The sequence below is a fragment of the Aeromonas sp. Y293-4 genome (genome assembly GCF_027705905.1).
Lineage (GTDB): Bacteria > Pseudomonadota > Gammaproteobacteria > Enterobacterales > Aeromonadaceae > Aeromonas > Aeromonas veronii.
This window is the reverse complement of record NZ_JAPDCI010000008.1, coordinates 1-16,670: the sequence shown is the minus strand read 5'-3', so window position 1 is coordinate 16,670 and position 16,670 is coordinate 1. Positions and strand designations below refer to the sequence as shown.

14 protein-coding genes and 1 tRNA gene are annotated in these 16,670 nt (G+C 55.6%); 6 read left to right on the top strand and 9 right to left on the bottom strand.

Annotated elements, in window-relative coordinates:
* Positions 1-18 precede the first annotated feature (18 nt).
* The 5 genes from OKC31_RS10585 to rpsU form a co-directional block, all read right to left on the bottom strand.
* Positions 19-95: transfer RNA gene (locus OKC31_RS10585), tRNA-Ile, on the bottom strand.
* A 187-nt stretch (positions 96-282) separates the two neighbouring features.
* Entirely contained in the window at positions 283-2,178 is a 1,896-nt protein-coding gene (gene rpoD, locus OKC31_RS10580) for an RNA polymerase sigma factor RpoD (protein WP_263718854.1), read from the bottom strand.
* A 183-nt stretch (positions 2,179-2,361) separates the two neighbouring features.
* A complete protein-coding gene (dnaG, locus tag OKC31_RS10575; RefSeq protein ID WP_236323060.1) occupies positions 2,362-4,149 on the bottom strand; it encodes a DNA primase in 1,788 nt (595 codons plus the stop codon).
* A gap of 88 nt (positions 4,150-4,237) precedes the next feature.
* Positions 4,238-4,681, bottom strand: a complete 444-nt coding sequence (locus tag OKC31_RS10570) for a GatB/YqeY domain-containing protein (RefSeq protein ID WP_270656963.1) — start codon at positions 4,679-4,681, stop codon at positions 4,238-4,240.
* Between the two features lie 15 nt (positions 4,682-4,696).
* Positions 4,697-4,912 carry a 30S ribosomal protein S21 gene (gene rpsU, locus OKC31_RS10565; RefSeq protein WP_005309452.1) on the bottom strand — a complete coding sequence of 72 codons (216 nt, stop codon included), beginning with the start codon at positions 4,910-4,912 and terminating at the stop codon, positions 4,697-4,699.
* Between the two features lie 179 nt (positions 4,913-5,091).
* Between rpsU and tsaD the strand changes: the two genes are divergently transcribed.
* A complete protein-coding gene (gene tsaD, locus OKC31_RS10560; protein WP_005340567.1) occupies positions 5,092-6,105 on the top strand; it encodes a tRNA (adenosine(37)-N6)-threonylcarbamoyltransferase complex transferase subunit TsaD in 1,014 nt (337 codons plus the stop codon).
* 244 nt (positions 6,106-6,349) lie between these two features.
* On the opposite strand, the gene OKC31_RS10555 is transcribed toward tsaD, so the two are convergent.
* Both OKC31_RS10555 and aspA read right to left on the bottom strand, forming a co-directional pair.
* Positions 6,350-7,669, bottom strand: a complete 1,320-nt coding sequence (locus OKC31_RS10555; protein WP_021229055.1) for an anaerobic C4-dicarboxylate transporter — start codon at positions 7,667-7,669, stop codon at positions 6,350-6,352.
* A gap of 125 nt (positions 7,670-7,794) precedes the next feature.
* Complete coding sequence (aspA, locus tag OKC31_RS10550) at positions 7,795-9,237, bottom strand: aspartate ammonia-lyase (RefSeq protein ID WP_247823936.1); 1,443 nt, start codon at positions 9,235-9,237, stop codon at positions 7,795-7,797.
* Between the two features lie 442 nt (positions 9,238-9,679).
* On the opposite strand from aspA, the gene OKC31_RS10545 reads away from it, so the two are divergent.
* Positions 9,680-10,156, top strand: coding sequence for an FxsA family protein (locus OKC31_RS10545; RefSeq protein WP_005340570.1), 477 nt, complete (start codon positions 9,680-9,682; stop codon positions 10,154-10,156).
* A gap of 33 nt (positions 10,157-10,189) precedes the next feature.
* Here OKC31_RS10545 and OKC31_RS10540 read toward each other — a convergent pair whose 3' ends face one another.
* Positions 10,190-11,524: an MATE family efflux transporter gene (locus OKC31_RS10540; protein ID WP_247824168.1), complete on the bottom strand. Its 1,335-nt coding sequence runs from the start codon at positions 11,522-11,524 to the stop codon at positions 10,190-10,192.
* 260 nt (positions 11,525-11,784) lie between these two features.
* Between OKC31_RS10540 and OKC31_RS10535 the strand changes: the two genes are divergently transcribed.
* From OKC31_RS10535 to OKC31_RS10520, 4 genes are all read left to right on the top strand, one after another.
* A complete protein-coding gene (locus OKC31_RS10535) occupies positions 11,785-12,078 on the top strand; it encodes a co-chaperone GroES (RefSeq protein WP_005340573.1) in 294 nt (97 codons plus the stop codon).
* Between the two features lie 43 nt (positions 12,079-12,121).
* Entirely contained in the window at positions 12,122-13,756 is a 1,635-nt protein-coding gene (groL, locus tag OKC31_RS10530; RefSeq protein WP_270656962.1) for a chaperonin GroEL, read from the top strand.
* 101 nt (positions 13,757-13,857) lie between these two features.
* Complete coding sequence (locus OKC31_RS10525; RefSeq protein WP_185900135.1) at positions 13,858-14,358, top strand: molybdopterin-binding oxidoreductase; 501 nt, start codon at positions 13,858-13,860, stop codon at positions 14,356-14,358.
* Between the two features lie 23 nt (positions 14,359-14,381).
* Positions 14,382-16,313: a putative bifunctional diguanylate cyclase/phosphodiesterase gene (locus OKC31_RS10520; protein WP_005340581.1), complete on the top strand. Its 1,932-nt coding sequence runs from the start codon at positions 14,382-14,384 to the stop codon at positions 16,311-16,313.
* A 141-nt stretch (positions 16,314-16,454) separates the two neighbouring features.
* Here the strand turns inward: OKC31_RS10520 and OKC31_RS10515 are convergent.
* Positions 16,455-16,670 (bottom strand): hypothetical protein (locus OKC31_RS10515; protein ID WP_257690737.1); only part of this gene is annotated, 216 nt, incomplete at its 5' end.

The following is a 16,670-nucleotide window of genomic DNA, read 5'->3' as shown; positions in this document are numbered from 1 at the left end:
GAGCGGCCTTTTTCAATTTGGTGGCCCCTGGGGGACTTGAACCCACGACCAATCGATTATGAGTCGACTGCTCTGACCAACTGAGCTAAGGGGCCAAATTGTGCGTTTAGCGGCGTGGATTATAGGGGAAGAGGAAAGGGCAGTCTATAGGCATATCAACCACTTGGCGACTAATTGTCCAGGTCGATAGAGGGTGCAAAGCGGGTCGCAAGGGTAAATGCCAGACAAAACAAAGCCCCGCATGGCGGGGCTTTGGCAGAGCAGTTTGACACAGGGTCAGGACTATTCGTCCAGGAAGCTGCGCAGCACTTCCGAGCGGCTCGGGTGGCGCAGTTTACGCAGTGCCTTGGCTTCGATCTGACGAATACGCTCACGGGTAACGTCGAACTGTTTGCCCACTTCCTCTAGGGTGTGGTCAGTGTTCATGTCGATACCGAAACGCATCCGCAGTACCTTGGCTTCGCGGGCGGTCAGGCCAGCCAGCACTTCGCGGGTGGCGTTGCGCAGGCTTTCGCTGGTCGCCGCATCCGCTGGCAGAGCCAGGGTGGTATCTTCGATAAAGTCGCCCAAGTGGGAATCTTCATCATCACCGATGGGCGTCTCCATGGAGATAGGCTCTTTGGCGATTTTCAGTACCTTGCGGATCTTGTCTTCCGGCATGCCCATGCGCATGGCCAGCTCTTCCGGATTCGGTTCACGACCCATCTCCTGCAGCATCTGACGGGAGATACGGTTGAGCTTGTTGATAGTCTCGATCATGTGTACCGGGATACGGATGGTACGGGCCTGATCCGCGATGGAGCGGGTAATGGCCTGACGGATCCACCAGGTTGCATAGGTCGAGAACTTGTAGCCACGACGGTATTCAAACTTGTCTACCGCCTTCATCAGACCGATGTTGCCCTCCTGGATCAGATCCAGGAACTGCAGACCGCGGTTGGTGTACTTCTTGGCGATAGAGATAACCAGACGCAAGTTGGCCTCAACCATCTCTTTCTTCGCACGGCGGGCCTTGGCCTCACCGATGCTCATGCGGCGGTTGATATCCTTGATCTGGGCGATCGACAGACCGGTCTCTTCTTCAATCTGCTGCAGTTTGCCGATGGCGCGCTGAATATCCTCGTCCATTTCAACCAGACGGGGAGACCAGGCTTTACCAGCCTGCTTTTGGTATTCGAACCAGGCAGTTTCACACTCGTTGTTGGTGAAGGCCGCGACGAAGGTTTTCTTCGGCATCTTGGCCTGCTCAACGCAGAGCTTCATGATGATGCGTTCCTGCACGCGGACGCGCTCCATCATTTCACGCATGTTGTTAACCAGGCGATCGAACTGCTTGGGCATCAGGCGGAATTGGCGGAATACATCGGCCAGCTGGGCGATGGCGGCCTGGGTATCTTCGTGCGCGCGACCATTCTTCTGAATGGAGAGGCGGGTCACTTCATACTGGGCACGCAGTTCGCCAAACTTCTCGCGAGCGACTTCCGGATCCGGACCACCGTCACCGTCGTCGTCAGAGCTGTCGCCATCTTCGTCTTCGTCTTCTTCGTCTTCTTCATCTTCGTCGGCCAGATCGTCTTCGCCGAGCTCGGAACCGATATGCGTGGCGGTAGGCGCCATATCTTCAGTTTCGTTCGGGTCAATAAAGCCAGAGATAATGTCAGAGAGACGCAGCTGCTCGGCTTCGTACTTGTCGTACTGTTCGAGCAGGTAAGTAATTGCTTCAGGGTACTCGGCTACGGAGCTTTGTACCTGGTTGATACCGTCTTCGATCCGCTTGGCGATGTCGATTTCGCCTTCACGGGTCAGCAGTTCGACGGTACCCATTTCCCGCATGTACATGCGGACGGGATCGGTCGTGCGACCAATCTCAGATTCAACAGATGCCAGAGCCTGGGCCGCTGCTTCGGCAGCGTCCTCATCGGCGGTACCACCTTCAGCCATGATAAGGTCATCGGCATCCGGAGCGTTTTCAACCACTTGAATGCCCATATCGTTGATCATCTGAATGATGTCTTCGATCTGGTCTGAATCGACAATGTCTTGCGGGAGGTGATCGTTCACCTCGGCATAGGTCAGGTAGCCCTGTTCTTTACCTTTGGCAACGAGGAGTTTAAGCTGAGACTGCGGGGTTTGCTCCATAGAACTCATCCGGTTGGTGTTGCTAGGTTGCGCGTACAGTGCGCTGCTGCGCAAATAGCCAATTCTAATAGAAAACCGCCAGACATGCTATGTCTGGTTGCGGCGTCGGTCATGAGAAACCCCTGCCCGCAGTATTGTCGGGGCCAGGCGGTTATAAAATTTTTGCTTTTCATCCCGTCGATTCGGGCAACGTTATCCATATTGGGACTAATCACTCAAATATCAAGCCCCACTCTCATTTCTTTTCTCAATTTGCACCTCTCTTATCAGCATCATCAGCTCTTGGGTTTCTTCGGAGCTTAGTCCTTCCTGAGCCACTTTGGCCTGCAATTCTTCGATCCGCTGTTTCAGAAACTGGTTGATGAAGCCGACGAAGGTGTCCTGCAATTCTCCCAGAATATCCGGCTCTTGATCGAGTTTGATCTCCTCGAACAGGTCGTGCATGGCCAGCTGAGCAAGGATCTCTCCCTCCTTGGTACCACGCCAGTGTTCCAGCAGGATACCGGTTGTGATACCGGGCTGTGCCAGGATTTGCTGGTGCAGTTGCAGCAGGAACTTGATGCCCTGTACGCGTAGCCCGGCCAATTCCGGCATGGGGGGAAGCTCAGCCGTTACTGCCGGATATTGCACCATCAGTGCCAGCGCACGCCGCAGTGGCGTCAGCTTGGCTGCCTTGGGTTTGTTGACCTCGGCCTTGGGCTGACTGTTGCGGGCAAAGAGCTCGGCGATGCGCTGCTTGTTCTCGCCCCAACGCATCATGCTGGAGAGACGAGTGATTAGCCCTTCGCGGGTAAATCCTTCCGGAACGCGACGAATAAGCTCGGCGGCCTTGTTGGCCACTTCGAACTTGCCTGCCTCACCGGAGAGGGCCGCATCCCGGCCGAGACGCTCGAACATGAAGTCGGCGAACGGTTGGGCTTGATCGAGCAGGGCTTCAAAGCCCTCCTTGCCGATCTGGCGTACCAGCGAGTCGGGATCCTCGCCATCAGGCAGAAACACGAACTTCAGCTCGCGGCCATCCTGCAGATGAGGGAGGGCATTATCCAGCGCGCGCCAGGCGGCTTCACGACCGGCGTTGTCACCGTCGTAGCAGCAGACTACCTCGGCAGTGGTGCGAAACAGGGTGTGGATATGGTCGCTGGTCGTTGCAGTACCCAGCGCCGCCACCGCATAGTCGATGTCGTACTGACCGAGTGCCACCACATCCATGTAGCCTTCCACCACCAGGATCCGGCGTGGATCCTTGTGTGCCTGCTTCACCTCGTAGAGACCGAACAGCTCCCTCCCTTTATGGAAGATGGGGGTCTCCGGCGAGTTCAGGTACTTGGGGGTGCCATCACCCAGCACCCGGCCACCGAAACCGATGACACGGCCACGCTTGTCACGGATCGGGAACATGATGCGATCGCGGAAACGATCATAACTCCCCGGGCCATTGTCACGGGTGATCAGCATGCCGCCCGAGATAAGCAACAGCTCGTGATCCCGGCTGGTACCAAAGCGGCGGCGCACCTGATCCCAATCGCTCGGTGCATAGCCAATGTTGAAGCGTTTGACCACTTCACCGGTCAGACCGCGGCCTTTGAGATACTCCACCGCATGAGGAGCACTCTTGAGGTTGCTCTCGTAGAAGCGGGCGATCTGGTTCATCAGCTCGAACAGATCCTTGCTAACGGCGGGCTGACTATTGGCCGAGCCGCCGATACTCTGCTCGCGAGGTACCTGCATGCCTTGCATGCTGGCGAGCTCTTCGATGGCATCGGGAAATTCGAGACCGTCGTACTCCATGACAAAGCCGATGGCGTTGCCGTGGGCGCCACAACCGAAACAGTGGTAGAACTGCTTCTCCTGGCTGACGGTAAAAGAGGGGCTTTTTTCGTTATGAAAAGGGCAGCAAGCCTGGTAGTTCTTACCGGCTTTTTTCAGCCGCACTCGCGAGTCGATCAGCTCGACTATGTCTGTGCGTACGAGCAGATCGTCGATAAAGGATTGGGGGATCCTGCCTGCCATAACCGTCCTGTTTCATTGCGGAGAAAATAAAAAAGCCGCGCATTCCAAGGGAAGCACGGCTTCTTCGACCAAACAAGAGAGTTGCCTGTTACGCCAAGCGGGTTTTCACCTGAGCACTGACGGCGCCGACATCGGCACGCCCCTGAATTTTCGGCTTCAAGACAGCCATGACCTTGCCCATATCAGCCATGACGGCAGCACCACTTTCAGTGATTGCTTGCTCGATCAGGGCAGTAATTTCATCTGCGGTCAGCTGTTGCGGCAGGAATTCCTGCAACACAACGATCTCGGCGGACTCTTTGTCGGCGAGATCCTGGCGACCGGCAGCTTCAAATTGGCTGATGGAATCGCGGCGCTGTTTGACCATTTTGGTCACGACAGCGAGGATATCCTCATCATTCAGCTCGATACGGGTATCGACTTCACGTTGCTTGATTTCTGCCATCAACAAGCGGATCGCTCCCAGACGTGCCTTATCTTTGGCAAGCATGGCGAGCTTTTGCTGATCCTTGAGTTGATCCTTCAGAGACACGGCAATATCTCCCGATTAGTACAGGCGGATACGACGTGCGTTTTCGCGAGACAGCTTCTTGGCGTGACGCTTGACAGCAGACGCTTTGGCGCGCTTACGAATGGTAGTCGGCTTCTCGTAGAACTCACGGCTACGAACTTCGGACAGGATACCGGCTTTTTCGCAAGAACGCTTGAAACGACGCAGAGCAACGTCAAACGGCTCATTTTCACGGACTTTGATTACTGGCATGTGCCTTTCACCTCAGTGATAAATTGTTAGCTGACCTTCAATCGATCAGCATGTCTTAAAATGGTGCGAAATTATACTCTGGACAGGGAATGAAAGTAAACCCGCAGAGATCGCTCTGGTTTAAAAAACCCGCGAAGGTTACCATAGCCGTCTCATTTTAGCAGTGAAATTTTTTAGCAATGCGTGTATTGGGCATAGAGACATCCTGTGACGAAACCGGGATCGCGATCTTCGACGATCAAAAAGGGATCCTTTCCCATCAGTTATACAGCCAGGTCAAGCTGCATGCGGACTACGGTGGCGTTGTCCCCGAACTCGCCAGCCGGGATCATGTTCGCAAGACGATCCCGTTGATCCAGGCCGCATTGCAAGAGGCGGGACTGGGCAAAGATGACATCGACGGCATCGCGTATACCGCGGGTCCGGGTCTGGTTGGCGCCATTCTGGTGGGGGCGACCATTGGCCGTTCGCTGGCGATGGCATGGAACAAGCCTGCTATCGCCGTCCACCATATGGAAGGCCACCTGCTGGCTCCCATGCTGGAAGAAAAGGCCCCCGAGTTCCCCTTCGTGGCGCTGCTGGTCTCCGGTGGTCACTCCATGCTGGTGCGGGTTGACGGCATCGGCAGCTATCAGCTGTTGGGCGAATCCATCGACGATGCCGCTGGCGAAGCGTTCGACAAGACCGCCAAGCTGATGGGGCTGGACTATCCGGGTGGTCCGCTGCTCTCCCGTCTGGCCGAGAAGGGCACTAAGGGGCGCTTCCACTTCCCCCGTCCCATGACTGACCGTCCCGGTCTCGACATGAGCTTCTCCGGCCTCAAGACCTTCACAGCCAACACCATCGCCGCCAATGGTGATGATGAACAGACCCGTGCCGATATCGCTCGGGCGTTTGAAGATGCGGTGGTTGATACCCTGGCCATCAAGTGCCGTCGAGCCTTGAAAGAGACCGGTCTCACGCGTCTGGTGGTCGCCGGTGGCGTCAGTGCCAACCGTCATCTGCGTGCCCAGCTGGCCGAGCTGATGGAGAGCCTCAAGGGCGAGGTGTTCTATCCGCGCACTGAATATTGCACCGATAACGGCGCCATGATTGCCTATGCCGGTATGCAGCGCCTGAAAGCGGGCGTGTTCGAACCGCTGGCGGTCAAAGCCGTGCCGCGCTGGCCGCTGGATACTCTGGATCCGGTCTGATCCGACGGATCCCGCCTTCTGGCGTGGTGGTGAGTACCATGGTGGCCTATCGCTCCTGCAATCCGGCAGCGGTGGTTATAGCGCTGCTGGCACGCTGATGTGGTGTCTGCTGTCGCCGTGGTTGAGCCATCCGGGTAAGACGTCAGGTCTCTCGCTGCCAGACAGCCAAGCACAGAGTAAAGAGATAAAAAAATCCCCGCCAACTGGCGGGGATTTTTTGTTTGGCGATCGGCAGACGATAGGATTACAGCAGGATGCCGCCGAAGAAGAAGCCCAGTGCCACGGCGATGGCGATGGTGGCGGTGCCCGGTACGAAGAAGGGGTGGTTGAACACCGCTTTTCCAATACGGGTGGAGCCGGTGTCGTCCATCTCTACCGCGGCCAGCAGGGTCGGGTAGGTCGGCAGTACGAACAGGGCGCTCACGGCTGCGAAGGAGGCAATCGCAGTCAGCGGGCTGACACCCAGTGCCAGAGCAGCAGGCATCAGGGCTTTGGTGGTTGCACCCTGTGAGTAGAGCAGCATGGCGGCAAAGAAGAGCACCACAGCCAGCAGCCAGGAGTACTGGTTCAGCAGGTCGCCAGCGATCAGCTGGATGGTGTCCATGTTGCCTTTCACGAAGACGTTACCCAGCCAGGCCACACCCAGTACGCAGATACAGGCGGACATACCGGACTTGAAGGTCGGCATGTTGGTGACCTGGGTGGCGTCCAGTTTGCACACCAGAGTCATGATGGTGGCTGCTGCCAGCATGATGCCCATGATGGCACCGTCACGGGGGATCGGCGGGTTGGTGATCAGGCCCACTTTACCGGAGATGGCAGTGGCATAAGCCATGACAGCAACGATGGCGGCGATGAAGATCCAGACCGACAGTTTGGCGTACGGCTTGATCTCGAGCTTGGTAGTACCACGCAGTTTGATCAGGCCCTTGGCTTTGCGCTCCAGATAGACTTCGTCCTGCTCCAGCGGCTTGCCCATCATGTTGGCAATGAAGGCGCCCAGGATACAGGCCAGGAAGGTAGAGGGGATGCAGATGGCCAGCAGGGTCAGATAATCAACACCAAACGGCTCGAGCATGCCGGAGAAGGCAACCACAGCGGCAGAGATCGGGGAAGCTGTGATGGCGATCTGGGAGGCGACAACTGCGATGGAGAGCGGACGGGATGGGCGGATCCCTTGCTCTTTGGCCACTTCAGCGATCACCGGCAGGGTGGAGAAGGCGGTATGACCGGTACCGGCCAGCATGGTCATCAGGTAGGTGACCACCGGGGCGGCGAAGGTGATGTATTTGGGGTTCTTGCGCAGCGCTTTTTCTGCCAGGAAGACCAGATAGTCCATCCCGCCAGCCAGTTGCATACAGGCGATGGCACAGATGACGGACGCGATAATCATGATCACATCCCAAGGGATGTAGCTGACCAGTTGATCGCTCGGGATGGGCATGCCCAGACCCCACGTCAATACCAGTACCCCCAGACCACCGGCAAAGCCGATGCCGATGCTGCCTATCCGGGCCCCCAGATAGATAGCGGCGAGCACGACAAGTAACTCGATTCCAATCATAGCGATAACTCCATTTTTTAGTTTTTGGTTTTTATTTGGCAAAAAGCCAATTCCCGATCGGGCTGGGGATAAAGACCAATCGGGAACTGACTTTATGGGCCGGGAAGATCCCGGCCCACACTCGCTTATACGGCAGCTTCGCGGGTGAAACGCTTGGCTTTGTATTGCGGGTTCATCAGGTTCTCGATGGAGAGAATTTCGTCCAGCTGCTCGGCGCTCAGCAGGCCACGCTCAAGAACGACTTCACGGACGTTCTTGCCGGTCTGGGCACAGATCTTGCCGACGATATCCCCTTCGTGGTGGCCGATGAAGGGGTTCAGGTAGGTCACGATACCGATGGAGTTCAGCACGTGATTCATGCAGATTTCCGGGTTGGCGGTGATACCTTCCACGCACTTCTCGCGCAGGGAAATACAGGCTTTTTCCATCAGGCTCAGGGATTCGAACATCGCCTGACCAATCACCGGCTCCATGACGTTCAGCTGCAGCTGACCGGCTTCGGCGGCGAAGGTGATGGTGATGTCGTTACCGAATACCTTGAAGCAGGATTGGTTGACCACTTCCGGGATAACCGGGTTGACCTTGGCTGGCATGATGGAGGAACCCGCCTGCATTTCTGGCAGGTTGATCTCTTTCAGTGCAGTGCGCGGGCCGGAGGAGAGCAGACGCAGGTCATTACAGATCTTGGACAGCTTCATGGCCAGACGCTTGATGGCGCCGTGCAGCATGACGTAGGCGCCACAGTCTGAGGTCGCTTCGATCAAGTCTTCTGCCGGTACATAGGCACGACCGGTGATCTCGGCCAGACGCTTGATGGCCAGTGCAGAGTACTCAGGCGGAGTGTTCAGACCGGTACCGATGGCGGTCGCGCCCAGGTTCACTTCCAGCAGCAGCTCCTGGCAACGCTTGATGGACTTGATCTCTTCACGCAGGGTCACTGCGAACGCGTGGAACTCCTGACCCAGGGTCATCGGAACCGCATCTTGCAGCTGGGTACGACCCATCTTCAGGATGTTTTTGAACTCTTTCGCTTTGGTATCGAATGCCGCGATCAGGTGCTCCAGCGCGTGCAGAGTCACGTCAGTGCTGTTGACCACAGCAACGCGGAAACCGGTCGGGTAGGCATCGTTGGTGGACTGGCACTTGTTGACGTGGTCGTTCGGGTTGATGACGTCGTAACGGCCTTTCTCCAGACCCATGATTTCCAGGGCGATGTTGGCCAGTACTTCGTTGGTGTTCATGTTGACGGAGGTGCCGGCACCACCCTGGTAAACGTCGACCGGGAACTGGTCGAAGCATTTGCCGGTGTTCAGCATCAGGTCGCAGGCTTCTACGATCTTGTCAGCAATTTCAGGACGGATGGTACCCAGTTCACCGTTTGCCAGCGCAGCGGCCTTCTTGGTCAGCACCATACCGCGGACGAATTCCGGAACGTCAGAAATCTTCTGAGAGCTGATCTTGAAGTTCTCGACAGCGCGCAGGGTGTGCACACCGTAGTAGAGATCATTGGAAACTTCTTTGGTGCCCAGCAGGTCTTCTTCAATGCGGACGTTCTTGATGTCGCTCATTGTAATGCCTCAGAAATCAGATAAATGGAAAAATCCTCACCGAGTGGTCGCGAGTTCCTTGCGCACAGCTCATCCTGAAGCACCACACATCGAGTGGGGCGGTTGGGAGAATGACCTCCCGAAAAACTAATCAATATACTACTCCAATTGAGGTATCGGTTATTAGAGGTGGATCACTAAATTTGCGACATTTTCAAATTACTTTGAGGAAAGTACACATATGTTATGAAGTTTTTATCATGATGATTTTTATAAATTTTTGTGACTTTTTGCTGGTTTTTTAGATTGCTGATGACGTAGGAGTCAGTTGACCAACTTGAAAAGAGGGGGGTTGCCCCCATTTATTCAGGGCAGAAAGTGGTGATGACGGGGCGGCAAAATCGCCTCCGGCCATCGTTGGATGGGCGCCACTTGTTCTCAATTTACCGGTGCTGGAGTGGATATGGGCAAGTTGTTTTTGTTGTTGGTGGGTCTGGTTGTGCTGGAGCTCACCGTGATGATCGAGGTCGGCTCGGTAATCGGGGCGCTGCCGACTGTCGGCTTGCTCATTCTGACTGCTGTATTGGGCTCCTCGCTGGTGCGCAGTGAAGGGATCAAGACCCTGTTCAGCGCCCAGCAAAAGATGCAGATGGGCGAGATGCCGGGTCGCGAGGTGATGGGGGGCATGATGCTGGCGTTGGCCGGCTTGCTGCTGATTATCCCGGGTTTCGTGACCGACATTTTCGGTGTGCTGTTGCTGCAACCCTGGCTGCGCAACAAACTGGCTGACAAGCTGATCGGCAGCAGCCAGTTCCGGATGCAGATGGGTGGTTTCCAGCGTACTCAATCCCCGTTTGGCAACGCACCGTCCGATGATCATCTGGGGAACGCCAAGCAGGGCGGCACAACCATCGAAGGCGAATTTGAGCGTAAAGAGTAATCGACGAGACGAAAACCGAGGTGAGTGACTGAATCAGGGTTTACCCTGATGGCACAAGGCCTCGAAGCGGTGTCGGGCATACCACCATGCTAGGGTGCCCGCCGCCAGATTGGCCAGCAGTATCCCCAGATATATCCCCTGTTCTCCTCCCAGCTTTGCTCCCAGCCAGGCTCCTGGCAACAGAAAACCAAACAGCCGCAATCCGTTGAACAAAAACGAGATACTGGATGCTCGCACGCCATTGAGTGCCGAGGCCAGCAGCATCACCATGCCCTGAAAGCCGTAACCGATCGGCACCAGATGCAGATAGAGAATGATGAGGCGAATGACCTGTGGATGATCGCTGAACAGGTTGGCGATGAGTGGCGCCAGTAGCCAGGTCAGGCCATAGATGGCGAGCTGGAAAAGCAACGCAAAACTCATGCAGCTCTGCAGTGCAGCTTTGGCGCGGGCCGGATTGCCGGCGCCACAGTTTTGCGAGATGAAGGGGGCCAGTACGGAGGCGAGCGCCATCATCACAATCAGCAATAGCGCCTCGACCCGCGACGCGGCGCCGTAAGCCGCCACCACTTCTGTACCTAGACCGGCGAAAATCGTCATCAGCACTGCGTTGGCCAGCGGGTTGAGCATATTGGTAAAAGAGGCTGGGACGGCGACATGGAGTAACGCCCGCCAGTGGGATAGCAACCGGGCCCGCGGCGAGAGGCGCCACAGCAGCAAGCCCTCCCGATGACGCAGGATATAGAGGCTGACCAGCATTGCCATCAACCAGGAGATAGAGGTGGCGATGGCGGCCCCGCGGATCCCCCATTCGGGAAAGGGATCGATACCGAAGATCAACAGAGGATCCAGTACCCCGTTGACCAGCCCGGCTACGGCCATCACCAGACTGGGGGTTTTGGTATCGCCGGTCGCCCGGATGGCGGCATTGCCCACCATGGGCAGCACCAGCATGGGGACGGTGAGATACCAGATCAGCATGTAGTCATGGATGAGGGAGATAAGCTCGGCACTGGCCCCCAACAGGGTAAACAGAGGCTTGATGGTGAGAGCGCCCCCCGCGGAGAGCAGGGCCACCATGATCACCGCCAGAAACAGGCTGTCGGTGGCGAGATGGGCTGCCTCATCGTGTTTGCCCTGCCCCAGAGTATGACCGATCACCGCTGACAATCCGGCGCCCAATCCCATCGCCAGCGAGGTAACCACAAAAGTGACAGGAAAGGTAAAACTGATGGCGGCCAGAGCTTCGGTGCCCAGCATACCGATAAAAAAGGTATCGACCAGATTGAAGGCAAGAATGGCGATGATGCCGAAGATCATGGGGCCCGTCATCTGGCGCAGTACGACCGGAATAGGGGCTGTCAACATGGGGTTGGTGCGGGTCAAGGGCTCGTCTCTACAGCTGGCTTTGAAGGTTCTGGCATCGAAAACGGGCGGCTTGAACCGACCTTGCACCAGGGTGCGGACATGGCTGAACCATCGAAGATGTTTATAGTACGTGAAAAAATTTTTTTTGTATTTGCCCTTGAAGGGTTAGCAACTCTGCCCCACATCAGGGACATATCTAATTTGGCCTGGAACGGCCATTCCTCAAAGCAACAATGAGACTCATTTTGGGAGAGTTATCGATGAAAATTCGTCCACTGCACGACCGCGTCATCATCAAGCGCATCGAAGCTGAAGCCAAATCTGCCGGCGGTATCGTCTTGACTGGTACTGCGGCCCAGAAGTCCACCCGTGGTGAAGTGCTTGCCGTGGGGACTGGTCGCATCCTGGATAATGGCGAAGTCAAAGCGCTGGCCGTGAAGGTTGGTGACAAGGTTATCTTCAACGAAGGCTACGGTGTGAAGACCGAGAAGCTGGATGGTCAGGACGTCCTGATCCTCTCAGAAACCGACATCCTGGCGATTGTCGAAGAGTAATCCATCCTCCTTTTCCCCGAATTGATTTAAGGATTGAAGAAAAATGGCAGCTAAAGACGTTAAGTTTGGTAACGAAGCCCGCATCAAGATGCTGGAAGGCGTAAACATCCTGGCTGATGCCGTCAAGGTGACTCTGGGCCCGAAAGGCCGCAACGTGGTGCTGGACAAGTCCTTCGGCGCCCCGACCATTACTAAAGATGGTGTGTCTGTTGCGCGCGAAATCGAGCTGGAAGACAAGTTCCAGAACATGGGCGCCCAGATGGTCAAGGAAGTGGCTTCCAAGGCGAACGATGCCGCCGGCGACGGTACCACTACTGCAACCGTTCTGGCTCAGGCCATCGTCAACGAAGGTCTGAAAGCCGTTGCCGCCGGTATGAACCCGATGGATCTGAAGCGCGGTATCGACAAAGCCGTTGTGGCTGCTGTTGCCGAGTTGCAAGCGCTGTCCCAGCCGTGCGCTGACAGCAATGCCATCGCTCAGGTGGGCACCATCTCCGCCAACTCCGATGAGAAAGTGGGCAAGCTGATTGCTGAAGCCATGGACAAAGTGGGTCGCGATGGCGTCATCACCGTTGAAGATGGTCAGGGTCTGGAAGATGAGCTGGCAGTTGTTGAAGGTATGCAGTTCGACCGCGGCTACCTGTCCCCCTACTTCGTCAATAAGCAAGAGACCGGTTCCGTTGAACTGGACGACCCGTTCATCCTGCTGGTTGACAAGAAAGTTTCCAACATCCGCGAAATGCTGCCGGTGCTGGAAGGCGTTGCCAAAGCTGGCAAGCCGCTGCTGATTGTTGCCGAAGACGTAGAAGGCGAAGCGCTGGCCACTCTGGTGGTCAACACCATGCGCGGTATCGTGAAAGTGGCTGCCGTCAAGGCGCCGGGCTTCGGTGACCGTCGCAAGGCCATGCTGCAGGATATCGCCGTACTGACTGGCGGTACCGTCATCTCTGAAGAAGTTGGCATGGAGCTGGAAAAAGCGACTCTGGAAGATCTGGGTCGTGCCAAGCGCATCGTCATCACCAAAGAGAACACCACCATCATCGATGGCGTGGGTGATGCCGGTGTGATCGAAGGTCGTGTTGCCCAGATCCGTCAGCAGATCGAAGAGACCTCTTCCGACTACGATCGTGAGAAGCTGCAAGAGCGCGTAGCCAAGCTGGCTGGCGGTGTTGCCGTGATCAAGGTTGGCGCAGCCACCGAAGTCGAGATGAAAGAGAAGAAAGCACGTGTTGAAGATGCCCTGCACGCTACCCGCGCCGCGGTTGAAGAAGGTGTGGTTGCCGGTGGTGGTGTCGCGCTGGTTCGCGTTGCAGCCAAACTGGCTGGTCTGCGCGGTGACAACGAAGACCAGAACGTCGGTATCAAGGTTGCCCTGCGCGCCATGGAAGCCCCGCTGCGTCAAATCGTCATCAACGCCGGTGAAGAAGCCTCCGTCATTGCCAACGCAGTGAAGAACGGCGAGGGCAACTTCGGTTACAACGCTTACAGCGAACAGTATGGCGACATGCTGGCCATGGGCATTCTGGATCCGACCAAGGTAACCCGTTCCGCCCTGCAGTTTGCCTCTTCCATCGCCGGTCTGATGATCACCACCGAGTGCATGGTCACCGAACTGCCGAAGAAAGATACCCCTGCAATGCCTGACATGGGCGGCATGGGTGGCATGGGCATGATGTAATCATACCCCTTGCTCTGTTTGACAAACGGCTCGCTCAAGGCGAGCCGTTTTTTTATATCTGGCTAAACTGAGTCTGTTGAGACAGCAAATCTGGGGGCTATATGAAAATGTTTGGTTGGCTGACACTACTGTGTTCATTGATCATCATGCCGGTGATGGCTGCTGAGGCGCTGACTGGGCCGGTGATCCTGAAAGTGGGTGGCAACATCAGGTCGGCAGACGAAGTTGATGGCAAGGTGTTATTTGATCTGGCCAAACTGCAGGCTCTGCCGCAACATGAGATAGTGACCGGCAACCCGTGGGTGGATAAGCCGCACACCTACAGAGGCCCAAAACTGGCCGATGTATTGACTGCAGTCGGTGCGGATGGCAAGACCATTACGTTGACGGCACTGAACAGTTTCCAGATCCGCATTGAATGGGACAAGGTTGCCAAATACGAGCCCATACTCGCATGGGAAGACAACGGCGCTGTCATGCGGGTGCGTGACAAGGGGCCGGTCTGGTTTATGCTGCCTCTTGATCAATATCCGGAATTGAAGCGATCCGAATATACCGACATGATGATTTGGCAGCTGGATTTGATAGACATTCAGCACTGATAAAAACCGCACGGGAGCATGGGGTGAAAGGAAAGACCAGGGCGTGGCCACTGCTCGTCATTCTGTATGTATCCATCCTGTCGTTTACCGGGAGCACCCTCTATTGCCTGATGCAGATTCAGAATGCGACCAGAGCGATGGAGAAATACACCTATGATGTCTCCTGGGCGCTGATGCAGTTGCAGCTGGAGCTCGGTCGTTTCCTCAATGCGGTAGAGGTCTATCACTATGGTGGGATTGATCATGACACCCTGATGCTGCGTTATGACATTCTCTGGAGCAGAACGCCCATCCTGTTGAGCGGCCAGCTGCGCAAGAGCATGCAGGACAAGCAGAAAACCTTGCGTCTGGTGCAGCTGATTGAAACCAATATTCGCCAAATAGAGCCCGACATCACCAAGTTGCAAAGCGGGGCATCTGACTATCAGCAGATCATGATGCGCCTTGCCCCGCTGCAAGAGCCGCTCTCCTACTCCCTCGCTTCTGTGATGCAGAAGAACATCAACGTCTATTCCGAGAACGATCGCCATTTTGGCCAATTGCGCAATGCCTTGTTGTTGATGGTATCCGGTCTGGTCATGTCAGTGCTGCTGCTCAGCATGCTGCTTATATATGAAGGGCGTCGTCATTTCAGAGCGGCCAGACGGGATCCGCTGACCGGGTTGTCCAATCGGGTTGCTCTGCTGGAGCGGATGGAGCTGTACGCCACACAGGAAGTGCCGTTTGGACTGGTGCTGGTCGATATCAACGACTTCAGGGATATCAATAGCAAGTTTGGCTATGACACCGGTGATTATCTGCTTTGTGAGTTTGCCACCCGGATCAGAGTGCTCTGTGAAGAGGGGGAGTGGAGCGGACGTCTTGGGGGGGATCAATTTGCCATTATCCAGCGTGGCAGCAGCGATCTGCGTCAGGTCAGGGAGCTGGTAGCACGACTGCTGCATGCGCTGAAGCAAGATATCGTCTATGACAACTATCCCTTCCGGCTCGAAGTCGGGATCGGCATTGCCTTCTATCCGATGGACAGCGACAAGACTCAGGAGTTGTTGAGTCGTGCGGAACAGGCCCTGTTCCATAGTCGCAAGACCCATGTTCCCTATGTGATTTACGATAACTCCCTGCTCAACGAGACGGCGCGGCGCAAACATCTGGCGTCGGACATGATCATGGCGCTGGAACACAATGCGTTGGAACTCTATTACCAACCCATCGTCAATCTCGAGAGTGGCCGCTGTGAAGCTGTCGAGGCTCTGCTGCGCTGGCGGCATCCGGAACTTGGCTTCATTCCGCCAAACGAAGTGATCATGGTGGCTGAGGAGTTCCAGCTTGCCGAACGGGTTGGGAGCTGGGTGCTGAACACAGCTTGCGAGCAGCTCTATCAGTGGCACCAGCTTGGTATGGTTGATCTGCAAATGTGTGTGAATATCTCGCCAGGCATGTACCAGCGTAATTTGCTCAAACTGGTGGCCAAGGCATTGATGGAGCACCACCTGCCTGCCCGCAGCCTTGTCTTGGAGGTCACGGAAGATACCACCATGCGCGAAGTGAAGAACTCGCTGCAACTGATGCAGGATCTCAATCAGCAGGGGGTACTGCTGGCATTAGACGATTTTGGGACTGGTTATTCATCTTTGAGTTATCTGCAAAAGTTACCGGTCAGCAAGGTGAAGATCGACCGCTCCTTTATACAGGGCATTGACACTTCAATGGAGGCATCCGAACTGGTCGCCAATATTTGCCGGATGGGGTCGATGCTGGGCAAGAGTCTGGTGTGTGAAGGGATTGAGACACAGGCCCAGTTGGATGTACTGCGATCCCTGACCGATATCCACTTGTATGGACAGGGATATCTGTTCAGCCGACCAGAGCAGGCGGAGAAAATCTATCAAACCTTGCTGGAGATGGAAGAGCTTTGGCTGGCGCGTCAACAATCCGAAATGGCTTATATGAGTTGAAGGGGAGGGGTACTTGACGGTCATCTGCCTCAAGAATGTGTGATTCAGTTCAAATTCTCTTCTTTTTGTTTGTTGTTTGAACGGTTGTGCAGTTTTATCAAAAAAACATGCAGTTTAGCCTTGCCAGAAAGAATCTGTTCCCTATAATGCGCCTCCATCGACAGGGCAAGCGGCAACGCAAACAACCTCGTCGATAACCTCGAAAAGCCTTTGAAAATAAGGCTTGACTCGAGAAGGCGGTTGAGTAGAATTCCACTCCCGCAGCAACACACTGTTGCGTCGCTCTTTAACAATTTGAATCAAGCAATCTGTGTGGGCACTCACAGCATCGAACATCAAAAACAATTTTTGATTTTC

Excerpts from the sequence above, each read along its gene's own strand:
- dnaG (WP_236323060.1), bottom strand. The coding sequence starts at position 4,149 with ATGGCAGGCAGGATCCCCCAATCCTTTATCGACGATCTGCTCGTACGC.
- OKC31_RS10540 (WP_247824168.1), bottom strand. The coding sequence starts at position 11,524 with ATGTTGACAGCCCCTATTCCGGTCGTACTGCGCCAGATGACGGGCCCC.
- rpsU (WP_005309452.1), bottom strand. The coding sequence starts at position 4,912 with ATGCCAGTAATCAAAGTCCGTGAAAATGAGCCGTTTGACGTTGCTCTG.
- groL (WP_270656962.1), top strand. The coding sequence starts at position 12,122 with ATGGCAGCTAAAGACGTTAAGTTTGGTAACGAAGCCCGCATCAAGATG.
- OKC31_RS10525 (WP_185900135.1), top strand. The coding sequence starts at position 13,858 with ATGAAAATGTTTGGTTGGCTGACACTACTGTGTTCATTGATCATCATG.
- tsaD (WP_005340567.1), top strand. The coding sequence starts at position 5,092 with ATGCGTGTATTGGGCATAGAGACATCCTGTGACGAAACCGGGATCGCG.
- OKC31_RS10555 (WP_021229055.1), bottom strand. The coding sequence starts at position 7,669 with ATGATTGGAATCGAGTTACTTGTCGTGCTCGCCGCTATCTATCTGGGG.
- OKC31_RS10545 (WP_005340570.1), top strand. The coding sequence starts at position 9,680 with ATGGGCAAGTTGTTTTTGTTGTTGGTGGGTCTGGTTGTGCTGGAGCTC.
- aspA (WP_247823936.1), bottom strand. The coding sequence starts at position 9,237 with ATGAGCGACATCAAGAACGTCCGCATTGAAGAAGACCTGCTGGGCACC.
- OKC31_RS10535 (WP_005340573.1), top strand. The coding sequence starts at position 11,785 with ATGAAAATTCGTCCACTGCACGACCGCGTCATCATCAAGCGCATCGAA.